The 12,923-nt window shown below is 43.2% G+C and carries 15 protein-coding genes and 1 other annotated feature; of the genes, 1 reads left to right on the top strand and 14 read right to left on the bottom strand.

Translation table 11 applies throughout. The features are described 5' to 3' along the window. Position 1 precedes the first annotated feature (1 nt). The 5 genes from NSQ26_RS09090 to NSQ26_RS09110 form a co-directional block, all read right to left on the bottom strand. The gene (locus NSQ26_RS09090) at positions 2–340 is read right to left on the bottom strand and encodes a ribosomal-processing cysteine protease Prp (RefSeq protein WP_499717914.1); all 339 of its coding nucleotides are present in this window, start codon (positions 338–340) and stop codon (positions 2–4) included. A gap of 5 nt (positions 341–345) precedes the next feature. Then, positions 346–654: a 50S ribosomal protein L21 gene (gene rplU, locus NSQ26_RS09095; protein WP_090774344.1), complete on the bottom strand. Its 309-nt coding sequence runs from the start codon at positions 652–654 to the stop codon at positions 346–348. Between the two features lie 13 nt (positions 655–667). Then, positions 668–748: a sequence feature (ribosomal protein L21 leader region), on the bottom strand. 56 nt (positions 749–804) lie between these two features. Next, positions 805–2,313, bottom strand: coding sequence for an Rne/Rng family ribonuclease (locus NSQ26_RS09100; protein ID WP_499717915.1), 1,509 nt, complete (start codon positions 2,311–2,313; stop codon positions 805–807). A gap of 67 nt (positions 2,314–2,380) precedes the next feature. Then, a complete protein-coding gene (locus NSQ26_RS09105; RefSeq protein ID WP_499720027.1) occupies positions 2,381–3,211 on the bottom strand; it encodes a M50 family metallopeptidase in 831 nt (276 codons plus the stop codon). A gap of 1 nt (position 3,212) precedes the next feature. After that, positions 3,213–3,935 carry a peptidoglycan DD-metalloendopeptidase family protein gene (locus NSQ26_RS09110; RefSeq protein WP_499717916.1) on the bottom strand — a complete coding sequence of 241 codons (723 nt, stop codon included), beginning with the start codon at positions 3,933–3,935 and terminating at the stop codon, positions 3,213–3,215. Between the two features lie 100 nt (positions 3,936–4,035). Between NSQ26_RS09110 and NSQ26_RS09115 the strand changes: the two genes are divergently transcribed. Beyond that, positions 4,036–4,953: an aldo/keto reductase gene (locus NSQ26_RS09115; RefSeq protein WP_499717917.1), complete on the top strand. Its 918-nt coding sequence runs from the start codon at positions 4,036–4,038 to the stop codon at positions 4,951–4,953. 49 nt (positions 4,954–5,002) lie between these two features. Here NSQ26_RS09115 and NSQ26_RS09120 read toward each other — a convergent pair whose 3' ends face one another. From NSQ26_RS09120 to ltrA, 9 genes are all read right to left on the bottom strand, one after another. Beyond that, entirely contained in the window at positions 5,003–5,572 is a 570-nt protein-coding gene (locus NSQ26_RS09120; protein ID WP_499717918.1) for a biotin transporter BioY, read from the bottom strand. A gap of 171 nt (positions 5,573–5,743) precedes the next feature. Further along, on the bottom strand, positions 5,744–6,538 hold the full coding sequence (gene minD / locus NSQ26_RS09125; protein WP_090774337.1) for a septum site-determining protein MinD: 795 nt from the start codon (positions 6,536–6,538) through the stop codon (positions 5,744–5,746). A 54-nt stretch (positions 6,539–6,592) separates the two neighbouring features. Then, positions 6,593–7,282 carry a septum site-determining protein MinC gene (gene minC, locus NSQ26_RS09130; RefSeq protein WP_245700949.1) on the bottom strand — a complete coding sequence of 230 codons (690 nt, stop codon included), beginning with the start codon at positions 7,280–7,282 and terminating at the stop codon, positions 6,593–6,595. After that, positions 7,251–7,382, bottom strand: a complete 132-nt coding sequence (locus tag NSQ26_RS09135; RefSeq protein ID WP_281241387.1) for a hypothetical protein — start codon at positions 7,380–7,382, stop codon at positions 7,251–7,253. Before NSQ26_RS09135 ends, minC begins: the two co-directional genes overlap by 32 nt. A 13-nt stretch (positions 7,383–7,395) precedes the next feature. Then, complete coding sequence (gene mreD, locus NSQ26_RS09140) at positions 7,396–7,920, bottom strand: rod shape-determining protein MreD (RefSeq protein WP_090774335.1); 525 nt, start codon at positions 7,918–7,920, stop codon at positions 7,396–7,398. Further along, a complete protein-coding gene (gene mreC / locus NSQ26_RS09145; protein WP_090774334.1) occupies positions 7,917–8,801 on the bottom strand; it encodes a rod shape-determining protein MreC in 885 nt (294 codons plus the stop codon). The genes mreD and mreC overlap by 4 nt, the downstream gene beginning before the upstream one ends. Before the next feature lie 13 nt (positions 8,802–8,814). Beyond that, positions 8,815–9,849, bottom strand: a complete 1,035-nt coding sequence (locus tag NSQ26_RS09150; protein ID WP_090774333.1) for a rod shape-determining protein — start codon at positions 9,847–9,849, stop codon at positions 8,815–8,817. Positions 9,850–10,100: 251 nt separating this feature from the next. Further along, positions 10,101–10,829, bottom strand: coding sequence for a RadC family protein (gene radC, locus NSQ26_RS09155; RefSeq protein WP_176763713.1), 729 nt, complete (start codon positions 10,827–10,829; stop codon positions 10,101–10,103). 275 nt (positions 10,830–11,104) lie between these two features. Further along, the gene (gene ltrA / locus NSQ26_RS09160) at positions 11,105–12,493 is read right to left on the bottom strand and encodes a group II intron reverse transcriptase/maturase (protein ID WP_499717919.1); all 1,389 of its coding nucleotides are present in this window, start codon (positions 12,491–12,493) and stop codon (positions 11,105–11,107) included. Positions 12,494–12,923: the final 430 nt, after the last annotated feature.

Raw genomic sequence — 12,923 nt, forward strand, 5'->3', positions numbered from 1 at the left:
GTCACCTCCTATCTATTTCCACTGTCATATATGCTTGATGCACATCAGCAATTGCTTGTAAAGAAAGGACCATGCTTTTTAACAACAGCTGCACATCTTCATATGTTCGTGGCGCTAATCCTTCAGGCACACGACACATTAAATGTCCACCCGCATCTGTCATATCAGTGACAATATCAACATCACACAAAGTATGAATTGCATTGACCGTTCCGATTGAGACAGCTGAAACACCAGCACAAACGATGTCTTGTCCATGGGGGCCAGCCTCGGCATGACCTTGCATGTCAAAACTGGCGATTGCATCATACTCATTATATTGCACGCACACGCGTATCATTTTAATTACCCGTTAATTTTGCCGATGACAACTTTTGTATACGGCTGACGGTGACCTTGTTTACGACGGTAATTTTTCTTTGGCTTCATTTTATAAACGATGATCTTTTTATCACGACCATGTTTTTCAACTGTTCCAGTTACTGTTGCACCTTCTACGTATGGCGCACCTACTTTCACAGCATCTCCACCAACGAAAAGTACTTTGTCAAAGCTCACCTCAGCGCCAGCTTCTGCGTCTAACTTCTCAACGTAAATTTCTTGACCTTCTTGAACCTTGACTTGTTTTCCACCTGTTTCAATGATTGCGTACATCACTTGCACCTCCTCATAACATCAGACTCGCCATCTATGTAGGTAGAGCGTTATTACTCATTTGTAAACCTACGATGCGCGGTTGTAAGTTCATTGGGTGCTGATCCAATTCACTAACATTCCCCATCATAGCATAAATCTTTATTGTCGTCAATCAGTGATTTGCCTACTCGCCCACTGCTTCTCAGCCTCAATGAAAGACCCGGCATAAACGAGCGTATAACACGCCGCAACTGGCAGCGTATCGTCATATACAACAAAAATATGCGCGCCGATCCGCTGTTCAAGAAGCGTCTTATCCGACTCACTCGCTCCGAGTAGAACCATCACTGCTTCAGAAGTGGCCGCAATGACGAGTGCTTCCACTTCTTGATTCATGTACATCAACAGCATACGCTCAAATTGTGACGCTTGCGCTTCCATTGTTAAAACAACACCTGTCCCAGCACATGATGGACAGTCCATAGATACACTCACTCGCATAGGAAGACGTGTTTTTTTTCGGGTCATGAACAACACACCGACCGGCGTAAAGCCTTTAACACTTGTCTGCACCCGATCTTTTTTCAAGTACGAAAGTAATGTCTGTTGTACCTTTTCTCGTTCCTCATCTGTTTTCATATCAATAAAATCAATCGCAATCATGCCACTTAAATTGCGTAACCTAATTTGCTTTGCCACTTCTTTGGCGGCAAGGCAATTGACTGCTAATACAGTTTGTTCCAACCCGTTACTTCCTGTAAATTTTCCAGTGTTAACATCAATGACCACCATCGCTTCTGTCTCATCAATGACGATGAATGCCCCATTTTTTAGCCAAATGCGACGACGGCGAGCTTTTTCTAACTGCCGATCAATATCGTTCAATGCAAACGTTGAGCCTTGCGTACGATACAGACGCACCTTTTGAATAAGCGGTGCGGTGCCGAGCAGCTTTTGCACAAGCCGGTAATCGGACAAATCATCGAGCACCACTTCATCAATTGTTTCCTCAACGTAATTGGTAACAAGCGTTTCTATGATAGAAGCTGCCTGGTACACAAGCGCTGGCTTTCCTTTTCCATTCACAGGCTTCACCGTTTGAGACCATAGTGTACGCAATACATGCAGCTCTTGCGCTAACATATCCGGTTCACATGCTGCCGCTGCAGTCCGTACAATGAGCCCTTCTGGCTGTTGCAACTCATTGGTCATCTTCTCCGATAAATGTTCCCGTACAGACTCATCTTTAATTCGACGAGATACAGCGACGTAGTTTGCTTCTGGCATATAGACAAGGTAACGCCCCGGAATCGCAATGACGCCACTTAAACGAGGCCCTTTTTCACCGTTGCTTGCTTTCGTCACTTGTACAAGCACCATCTCATGTTGTTGCACATAGTGCGTAATCTTTCGTTGTTGTTTCACTTCTACTGGATCAGGATCTAAATGAAAACGAAGCAGCTCATCTCGATACAAAAAGCCATTCTTCCCGATTCCTATATCGACAAATGCCGCTTGCATTCCCGGCAATACACGTTGCACTTTTCCTAGAAAGACACTGCCAACGAGTTCAGGTGCATGGGCTTGTTCGATAAACCATTCAACCACTTCACCGTCTTCAAGTACGACCGCCTCTCGTCCATTTCTCCCTTTTGTAACAACAATCTTTTTTTCCATACACATAAACGCTCCTTTTTTCTCGCATCTCTATTGTACGTGAAAAAAAGAGCGCAACGCAATGCGTTCATGTAAATAAGCCCCCAAATGTTGCGGAACGTTTACCAGGTTCAAAATAAGCAGCCAACACCATTTGCTCATCCACCTCTGAACATCCATGCTGTCCAACGATTCGAAAGCGATTTGTTCGCCCCCGTTTTAATAAAGCCACTGCTTCTCGCACATGAACATGTCGATTTACGCAGATCCAATGAACGTTTCGGTGTTTTCCGTCTTGCTTTTTAGCCATCAAAAATCGGACAAAGCGGTAATGGCGTTGCTTAAACTCCAAGTAATGTATGACGAACAAGAATAGTACGACGACGTATAAGTTCAAATGAAATGGCACAAATAGTAACCCAACGACCATAACAATCAACAACAAAAATGACACATGCAACGAAACAATTAATGCCCTCTTATACGGCCAAATAACTAGGCAGGCAAGCTGCACAAGACGCCCTCCGTCTAACGGATATATTGGCAACAAATTAAAGCCAACAATCATCAGATTATACATTAAAAATAACTGATGATCATATTGACTCCAAAAAGGCTGGCCTACAAACATATAAGAAAGCCCGCACAACCATATGTGTTGCAACGGACCGGCAAGGACAATGTACATTTCTTCGCGAATTGGCTTTACACCACTGTCTTCTGTCTCAGCCACGCCTCCAAACGGTAATAATTCAATTCTATTCACTTTCCACCCTAAATAAACAGCTGTCAACGCATGCCCCATCTCGTGAATAAAAACAATGATAAATAACATGAGCACTTCTTTGAAATGACCTGTAAAGACACCCGCTCCAAGCACAAGCCAGAACAACGGATGAAGCCGGATATTTTTTAACATATTACTCAAAAGACATCACATCACTTGGGTCTACATACGCTTCCCCACGCCGCAATGCGAAGTAAAACTTTCCTGTCTGCTCACCTTCTATTGGCATCACCTTGCCTAATGTCGTGCCAGCAGGAATCATATCATATAAACTTACAGACACTTCATCAAGCATACCGTAAATAGATGTCGTTTTATCTGGATGCTGTACTTCAATCATTTTACCGAGCGCTTTTTTATCATTAGATAAAAGGACCACTTGTCCCCCTTTTACTGCCTTCACTATTGCTTCCGCATCCGTCTCTAATAAAATTCCTTTCCCATCTTCTGCTGAGGACTCACCAATAATGCCTGAAGCAGGAATCGCATAATCATATATCTCTTCCTCGCTGGCACGTTGGTCTGGTAGCAAATGAAGTGGACCACCAAATTGCTTCTCATACCAATCGGCAACTGCAGCAAACTGGAATTGGTGCTCAAATGATTGATCCACAAACGCTTGAACCGTTTGAAATGGTTCCTCCTCACGCTCATACACAATTCCAAGCGCAAAAAATAAACAACCGGCAATCAGTGCTTGCATGAACCAACGATGTCTATACGTCTTTCTCTCCTTCTGATGCACCTCTAGCGGGGGGGATATTTGTTCTTTTCCCGTCTCAGGTGCTTCGGTTTTCATCTCATTCTTTCGCCGTTCTGCTGCTTTCCGCACAAAATTTTTTCGATTATGATCCATCTTTGCCGCTCCCCTCGTCCATTTAATACATGTTATGACTTGTCCTCGCATCATATTCAAGTTAATAATAGAGGAAAGAACATTGTGAGGAGAGATATGTATGAAAAAAAGACGCTTAGGAAAATCCGATTTATATGTTAGTGAGCTAGGTCTCGGAGCGATGTCGATTGGCACGAACAAAAAAAATGTCACACGTATCATCGACGAGGCATTACATTTAGGAATAAATTATATTGACACAGCTGACTTGTATGACTACGGAGAAAACGAGCGTCTTATTGGAGAAGCGCTAAAGAAGAGGCGCCCAGACGTTATTCTTGCAACAAAAGGAGGGAATCGTTTTCAACAAGGGGAAAGTGGCTGGACATGGGATCCATCTCGTAAACATTTGCTAGCAGCCGTAAAGGAAAGTTTGTCGCGTCTGCAAACTGATTATATCGACTTATATCAACTGCACGGTGGGACAATTGACGATGACATGGATGAAGTCATTGACACTTTTGAATCTCTAAAAAAAGAAGGGCTCATCCGTGCTTACGGTCTATCCTCCATTCGCCCAAACACCATCTCACACTACGTCAAGCATGCGAACATGGCGACAGTCATGATGCAATATAGTTTACTTGACCGTCGTCCAGAAGAGTGGTTTTCGTTTTTAGCTGAGCATGGTGTGAGTGTTGTCGCTCGTGGTTCGTTAGCAAAAGGGATTTTAAGCCCACGCCCGTTAGAAACTGTTACCGCCGCTAAAAAGGGTTATTTACATTATTCACCTGAAGAACTAGCACAAATTCGGCGGGGCTTAGACACCCTTTCCACAAATGGTCTCACACGTTCTGTACTTGCACTACAGTATTGCTTAGCCCATCCTCCGGTCTCTTCTGTTGTTGTCGGTGCAAGTACGGTTGACCAGCTGCGCCAGAATGTCGCAGCTGTGTCTCACACTTCTATTAATAAAGTTGTCTATGAAGAACTTGCTAAACTAACGACACCTACTTTGTATGATAAACATCGACCGTAAACAAAACGCTGCCTCAAAAGTGAATATACAACTTTTGAGGCAGCTCTCTCTATGATACCTTATTTAATACAATGTCTTCTTCGTGACGTAGTCCATACAACGCATGCCGAACGCGCACAATGACCATACTTGCTACAATTGCCTTCAGCACATCTCCTGGCATAAATATGACATTCATTTGAAGCGCTGCCGTATACGACATGTCACTCGTGAAAGAAACAGATACTGCACCAAAAAGATATTGTATCACCATACTTAAAACGGCACTGACAAGGACAAGTGACCATACTTTTAACTTTGGAACATAAGAAACAAATAAACCGATAAAAAAGGCAACGAGAATCCAACTAAATATATAACCACCTGTCGGACCAAGTAAGTGACCAAGCCCACCTCGCATCCCTGCCAGCATTGGAACAGAACATGCCACAAGCACAACAAAAACAATCATCGATAATGCACCGCGTCGTGCGCCGAGAATGCCTCCAGCTAATATCGGTGCAATAGACTGCAATGTAATCGGTGGGATAATACCAGGTATTGGAATAGCCGGAATGAAGCCAATTGCCCCGGCAACCGCCGTCATCATCCCTATCATCATCATATCTTTTACGCTCATTATCATTTATTCAACCTTTCATCTATGCTGCTGTTACCTAAAAGAATGTTGTCATTCATCTCTTAGCGTTCTTTTACACTATAAAAGACCGCACAACCATTGTCAATATTTATCTATACATAGTTTACAAATTATCCTGAGGCTAGTAAAAAAACCTGCTTAAGCAGGTTTTTAACGTACCCCAAACAGACGCTTTAATTTTGAGAACATCGTCCGTCGTTCTTCAAGCACCATCAATGGGACAGTCTCTCCTAATATGCGCCTCGCGATATTCCGATAAGCGATAGAAGCTCTGCTTGTTGTATGTAGTGCAATCGGTTCTCCTTTATTCGCATGCTTAATGACATCATCATCATCAACAACTATACCCAGTAAGTCTATTGCTAAAATAGAGGTAATCTCCTCGACATCAAGCATGTCACCATTTTTCATCATATGGTTTCTAATTCGATTCACGACGAGTCGTGGTCTGTCGATATTCTCGTGCTCTAGCAAACCAATAATGCGGTCAGCATCACGAACAGCCGACAACTCAGGTGTCGTCACGACAATCGCCTTGTCTGCACCAGCAACAGCATTTCGAAATCCATGCTCAATTCCAGCTGGGCAATCAATTAACACATAGTCATAATCTGACTTTAGTTCATCAATTAGTTGTTTCATCTGTGTTGGCAAAATATCCGTTTTATCTTTTGTTTGTGCTGCGGGTAATAAATACAAACAATCAAAACGCTTATCTTTTATCAGTGCTTGCTTTAGCTTACATCGCTCTTCAACAACATCGACTAAATCATAAATGATACGATTCTCTAGACCCATCATTACATCGAGGTTTCGCAATCCAATATCTGCATCAACGAGACAAACTTTTTTCCCGGATAGTGCTAGGGCTGTTCCAATGTTGGCTGATGTCGTTGTCTTACCAACACCACCCTTTCCACTTGTAATTACAATTGCTTCGCCCACGTCCATGTCTCCTTTCTCGTTCCAAGATCCAAGGTACCTACACGCCGCCTAAAATCATACAGGCGCAACATATTCACTTTCTCGATCGATTGGCACCAGATCGAGCAACCGCTGAATACGTGTTATACGTAAAAGGCTGGTTTTTTCCTCTAAAAAAGCAGCACCCATCCATATCTCATCATCCGGACAATCCGCAAACGTCATCCATGTCTCTGCAATTTGCAAGAAAGAAGGTGCTAAAAAAGATGCTACAATAAGTGCATTTTTTTGTCCTGTCGATCCAGCGTGTGCTTTTCCTTTTAAAGCGCCCATCACATAAATATTTCCTGTCGCAACGAGCGCGCCACCAGGATTAACATCTCCGATTAACAGTGCGTTTCCTTCAACATGGACCACTTGCCCAGAGCGAATCATTCGCGTCAGCGTTGTCGTTTGTTGTTGCTCCCACATTTTTTTCGCTTCTGTTAAAGAAATCACACCTGTATGAAATCGCTCTACTTGTAAATGACGATCTTCAGTAATCACTTTTTCGAGAAGCGCCTTGTCCTCTTTTGAAAGGTACCGATTGCCAAGGTCAACGCTAACAGAGACGCCTCGCTCATCTCCATCACTCTGATAGTAGTTCACTGATAGTTTTTCCTTTAATTCACAGATTAACTGTTCAAAGGAACACCGGTCATCAAGTAAAAATATTAAACCTTCTTTTGTCCCTTTAATTGTGACACTCGTTTTCGTTTGGCTCATAGGAGCGTTCACCTCTGTTCACTGCCGTTGTCATCGTGCTGTAAAAAACGGGGAAATACAATTCAATCTTCTTCCCTACTACTTCTTTCGACTTCAGCATAGCAAACTCCTCCCTAACGTTCACGAATACTTGCTTGTGTCAAGACATGCAGCGCCAATTTTCGGAAAGGCAATACAACAAGCATAGCAAATGCACCATTAAAAACCACTGTTGGGAACAAACGCGATGTTAAAAAGGTACTTCCAGATAGATCAGCCTTTCCAAGCATTGAAAAAATACCGTATTGATAATATTCAAAGAGCACAACACCAGCGATAGATAACAACACCACCCAAAAGGACGATGCTCGAAATGCATATTGGTATAAACCAAACACATATCCTAAACAAGCGAAACCAAATGCATATACCCCAAGCAAATTTGTATACACAATGTCATACATCAAACCAAAAGCAAGCCCATATAGTAAGCCGGTGCGTCCATTTGTAAATAGTCCAATCATCACTACAATGATTAATACAAAACGCGGAACAACGATTTGATCTGGTGTCGTATGTGCTTGCAATACATGCGACACCAACGCCCCCTCAAGGACAAACAAGCCTACAATGACGAATGAAAAATACGTTCGGCTCATTCGTCCTCACCTTCTTCTTCTAACAAAGACGGGTCAAGAGATTCATCCATTCGCTTCACAATGTACACATAATCTAAGACGGAGAAATCTGCTTTCGGACGAATATAAACGTCTTGTGTTAATCCATACTCATCTACTTCGGTACGTACCACTTCACCAATTGTCAGTCCAGGAGGGTATATGCCTCCTAATCCAGAAGTCGTTACGGTTGTATCTTTCGGAATGTCTTTTTCCATGTCAACTTTACGCATAATTAAAAGAGATTCTTTTGCGTCATATCCTTCGACAAAACCGACTGCTTCCCCGTCATCCCACTTGACTGTTGCAGATACACGGTTTGCTCGGTCATTGTCACTTAATAGCTGTACATAAGAGGTTGATTTGCTTGTTTTGCTTACCTTGCCAACAAGTCCACCTTTCACATCAATGACAGCCATATTGTCAGTCACACCGTCTCGCTCTCCCCTATTTAAGCCGATGTATTGCTCCCAAGCATCGGGAGCACGATGAATCACTGCTGCTGCCGAAACATCATACTGGTGCAATGTTTTTTCTAACTCAAGCATCTCTAGTAATCTTTCCTGCTTATCCAACAACAAATCACGTTCAACTGACACTTGGTCATACTCTTCTAGACGTGCTTTTAACCGTTGATTCTCTTCATATACATCGAACATCTCCTGAACATTATTCACGACGCCAGTAAAAAAGTGAGCTGGGTGAGCAACCACATTTTGTACCCAACCAAAAGCATCACGGATTGCCTTTTCAGGCATTGAAAGCGAGCGCTCACTTCTGACTGAAAAACCAATGAGCGCAACAAGAATAATGATACTCACAAGCAAAACGATGAGTTTCTTATTAGAGAAAAAGGAATGCATTAGCTAGCCACCCTTACTTTTGACTTGAGCGGTGGGCATTTCCTGCTTTTGCACGGAATAAATGAATGTTCTCTAGCGAACGCCCCGTCCCAATTGCAACACAGTCCAGTGGATCTTCTGCAACAATAACCGGCATGTTTGTCTCTTCACTCAATACCTTGTCCAAATTATGCAGCAATGCCCCGCCACCTGTAAGCACGATGCCCCGGTCCATAATATCCGCTGCCAATTCTGGTGGAGACTGCTCTAATGTATTTTTAACTGCCTCAATAATTGTATCAACTGTGTCTTTAAGTGCCTCCACAATTTCCTTTGCAGTAACCGTAATGGTTTTTGGTAATCCAGTAAGCAAATCACGTCCACGAATATCCATTTCCTCAGGTTGCTCTTCATCAGTACTTGCTGAACCAATTTCTAACTTCAGCATTTCTGCTGTTCTTTCGCCAATCATGAGGTTGTACGTCTTCTTCACATATTGAATGATTGCATCATCCATTTCATCACCGGCAACACGAATAGATTGCTTCGTCACAATCCCACCAAGAGAAATGATTGCTACCTCTGTTGTTCCACCACCGATGTCAACGACCATGCTCCCGGTCGGCTCCCATACTGGCAAATTAGCACCAATTGCTGCAGCAAATGGCTCTTCAATTGTAAAAGCTTCCTTTGCACCTGCTTGTTTTGTTGCATCTTCAACCGCACGCTGTTCAACAGCTGTAATTCCTGACGGCACACAAACCATGACCGATGGCTTGCGACTAAAAATAGAACCGTTCTTCATCGATTGCTTGATAAAATGTTTAATCATTGTTGCAGTCGTATCAAAGTCAGCGATCACACCGTCTTTCATCGGACGTACCGCGACAATATTTCCTGGCGTACGGCCAATCATATTCTTTGCGTCATTTCCAACTGCTTGAATTGCTTTCGTATCTGTACGTAAAGCCACGACTGACGGCTCTCTCAGAATAATCCCTTTTCCTTTTGCATAAACAAGTGTATTTGCTGTTCCTAAATCAATCCCAATATCTCTACTTCCAAACATTTATAACACCACTGAATGAACGACGATGATTTGAAAACACCAAAAAAACGTCAACCTAATCATTTCAGTGGTTCTTCCTCCTTTTTAGAAACACGTAGGTTCGTGCGTAATTGAAGTGATCGTAAATTCACAAACTCACTCAAGTGAAATTCATACCCTTTATTATAACGAATAACAGCCAAAAAGAATAGCCTAAAGGCAAGGTTTTATTAAATGAAACGCCCCTTATTTTCACATAATTATTCTCTCATTCACATAGAGTCCCGCATACCCAATAATTGTCCACTTTCTCTCCCCTCCGCTAACAATCCTCTCTCTTTCAAACTAACAAAACAACCATCTCCAATAATAATATGGTCAAGTAAAGGAATGCCAAGTAACCTTCCTGCATCACTTAAACGTTCTGTTGCATACACGTCTTCACGACTTGGCTCAGGGTCACCGCTTGGGTGATTATGTAAACATATCACTGCTGCAGACGAGTAACGCAGTGCTTCTTTAAATACTTCTCGAGGATGAACGATGCTTGCATTTAAACTCCCAACAAACAAGGTTTGTTTTTTCATGACATGGTTTTTGCTATTCAAATATAGCGCAACAAAGTGCTCCTGCTTTAGTTCACGTAGCTCTTCCATCATAATATGAGCAGCATCATCTGGTGTAGAAATAATATGGCGATCTCCTTTCTCTTCCATATGAATACGTCTTCCCAGTTCAATGGCTGCCGTTAACTCAACTGCCTTTGCTGCGCCAATCCCATTTACGGTACAAAGCTCCTCAATTGCAGCCTCCTTTAACGCAGTTAATGTTGGAAACCGACTCAACAGTTGACTAGCAAGATGAACAACAGACTGCGCTTTCGTTCCAGAACGGAGTAATATAGCAATAATCTCTTGATTGGACAGCGCACGCGCCCCTTCACGAAGTAGTCGCTCACGTGGTCGTTCTTTCTCTGGGACATCACGGATCAATATGGCCAAACGAATCCTCTCCTTTGGATGATGTGGTTATAATTCTTTTATTGTTTTTTTAAGGGATCTCTGCTACGGAAGGAAGAGCATATCATGGTGTGTCATGGGTATGATAAGGGGTTTTCACAGAAGAAAAAGAGGTGTTAAGCATAGTATATATAATTGTTACACAGTGCGCAAGTAATAGCTGGCGTGCTTATGAAAGACAGTTACACATCGAGTAGGAGGGAGCTTTAGCTCCCGACCTCTCACACCACCGTACGTACGGATCCGTATACGGCGATTCAATGATTTGAGTGTGCTTTCTCATAAAGTTGGTTCAGATCTTTTAAACCTACCTTGCTAAGAATCGCGTTTGTGATGGATTTACTCAGAATGAAGCTGCCGGCAATACGCCAGTAGCTTTTTCGTGTGTTCGCCCATTGCCATGCTTTTGATTTTGGAACTCCAAGTTTCATGAGACTTTTGTACTTCGTACTTACCTTCTTCCAGCGTTTCCATATGATTTGCCTGATCCTTCGTCTCAGCCATTGGCATATACTTTCGATTCGCCTTTTCATATAGGTAATGCCGAAGTAGTTGATCCATCCGATTGTAATCGTGTTGATTTCTTTAATGATATCCCGGATGTTTCCACTACGTTTCCTGCTCGTGACTTGTCTCAATTTTCGTTTGAAGTTCCTTAGGGACTTTGGGTGCGGACGAAACCCTACCTCATCTTTTCTGACATGTATACATACGCCTAGGAATTTTCGTTTGGTTGGTCGACCCACTTCGCTTTTCTCCCGATTAACTGTCAGCTTTAGGCTCTTCTCTAGGAAGGTGGTCACACTGTTCATGACTCGTTCCCCTGCTTTTTGGCTTTTCACATAGATATTGCAGTCGTCCGCATAGCGGACGAATCTGTGCCCTCGTTTCTCCAGTTCTTTATCCAGCTGGTCTAGGTAGATATTGCTGAGGAGTGGCGAAAGATTTCCTCCTTGCGGAGTCCCAATTTCTGTTGCTTCAATTTGTCCATTGATCGAGACACCGCTTCTCAGAAATTTGCGGATGAGCTTTAATACCGTTTTATCTTGGATGTGCTCTTCTACGTGATACATCAGTTTGTCATGGTTGACCGTGTCGAAGTATTGCTTCATGTCAATGTCAACGACATAGCGATATCCCTCTTCGAAGTATCCCTTCGCTCTTTTCATCGCGTCGTGTGCACTTCGATTTGGTCTAAAGCCAAAGCTATTGTCTGAGAACTTAGGATCGATCCATTTATTGATGACCTGGAGAATTGCCTGTTGCACAAGTCGATCGCACACTGTTGGTATGCCGAGTTTGCGTTTAGATCCATCCGGCTTTGGGATTTCCACTCGCTTTACCGGCTGAGGCCTGTACGTTCCTTCTTTGATTTGTTTCACCAGCGTCCGCTTGTGTTTCAGGAGATACACGAATAGTTCTTCCACTGTCATATCATCGACTCCTGCTGCACCTTTGTTCGCTTTTACTTTCTGATACGCTCGGTTCAGGTTTTCAGAGTCGATGATCTCCATCATTAGTTCGCTCACACCATCTTTTCCTTCAGGTTCACCGCAAGACATCCTGTACGATCCTGTCTTATCTTCGGATTCCATCCTATTCTCCGACAGGGATCCATCTTTTGATGTTATCTGTGGTCTCTGCATGCCTCACACCTCCACTGTTTCCAAGATTATCATTGTTCAGCCCTTCACTCCGTAGAGCTACTATGGCTTCTGCTGACTTCTTACAATTCATCTCATCATCACTGATGTGATTGTCTCTTCTCAAGAGACCCTTGTAAGATCTCCCCGGGTAAGTCTAACCACTTTCCTCCCATGTAGGTGCTGGATTTACTGTAGGAGACTCGGGCAGTATCGGACTTTGTTTTGTTAGGCAAACTCATCCATCTCCAGTCAGCCTTGTATCCAGTTTCTATTCGTCACCTCGGGATTTTGCGTCCGGCTTCCTTCAGATTCTGGGTCACCCCAGACACCCTTGCCTTTCGCTAACAGTTCCTATTGCCAAGCCTGTAGCGGACTTTCACCGCCTAGCCGTTAGACATGCCGGGCACACCTAGAAGAAGCAACCATCCGC

The organism is Bacillus sp. FSL W7-1360 (genome assembly GCF_038592975.1).
GTDB classification, from domain to species: domain Bacteria; phylum Bacillota; class Bacilli; order Bacillales; family Bacillaceae_D; genus Shouchella; species Shouchella lonarensis.

Excerpts from the sequence above, each read along its gene's own strand:
- NSQ26_RS09090 (WP_499717914.1), bottom strand. The coding sequence starts at position 340 with ATGATACGCGTGTGCGTGCAATATAATGAGTATGATGCAATCGCCAGT.
- rplU (WP_090774344.1), bottom strand. The coding sequence starts at position 654 with ATGTACGCAATCATTGAAACAGGTGGAAAACAAGTCAAGGTTCAAGAA.
- NSQ26_RS09100 (WP_499717915.1), bottom strand. The coding sequence starts at position 2,313 with ATGGAAAAAAAGATTGTTGTTACAAAAGGGAGAAATGGACGAGAGGCG.
- NSQ26_RS09105 (WP_499720027.1), bottom strand. The coding sequence starts at position 3,211 with ATGTTAAAAAATATCCGGCTTCATCCGTTGTTCTGGCTTGTGCTTGGA.
- NSQ26_RS09110 (WP_499717916.1), bottom strand. The coding sequence starts at position 3,935 with ATGGATCATAATCGAAAAAATTTTGTGCGGAAAGCAGCAGAACGGCGA.
- NSQ26_RS09115 (WP_499717917.1), top strand. The coding sequence starts at position 4,036 with ATGAAAAAAAGACGCTTAGGAAAATCCGATTTATATGTTAGTGAGCTA.
- NSQ26_RS09120 (WP_499717918.1), bottom strand. The coding sequence starts at position 5,572 with ATGAGCGTAAAAGATATGATGATGATAGGGATGATGACGGCGGTTGCC.
- minC (WP_245700949.1), bottom strand. The coding sequence starts at position 7,282 with ATGAGCCAAACGAAAACGAGTGTCACAATTAAAGGGACAAAAGAAGGT.
- NSQ26_RS09135 (WP_281241387.1), bottom strand. The coding sequence starts at position 7,382 with ATGCTGAAGTCGAAAGAAGTAGTAGGGAAGAAGATTGAATTGTATTTC.
- mreD (WP_090774335.1), bottom strand. The coding sequence starts at position 7,920 with ATGAGCCGAACGTATTTTTCATTCGTCATTGTAGGCTTGTTTGTCCTT.
- mreC (WP_090774334.1), bottom strand. The coding sequence starts at position 8,801 with ATGCATTCCTTTTTCTCTAATAAGAAACTCATCGTTTTGCTTGTGAGT.
- NSQ26_RS09150 (WP_090774333.1), bottom strand. The coding sequence starts at position 9,849 with ATGTTTGGAAGTAGAGATATTGGGATTGATTTAGGAACAGCAAATACA.
- ltrA (WP_499717919.1), bottom strand. The coding sequence starts at position 12,493 with ATGCAGAGACCACAGATAACATCAAAAGATGGATCCCTGTCGGAGAAT.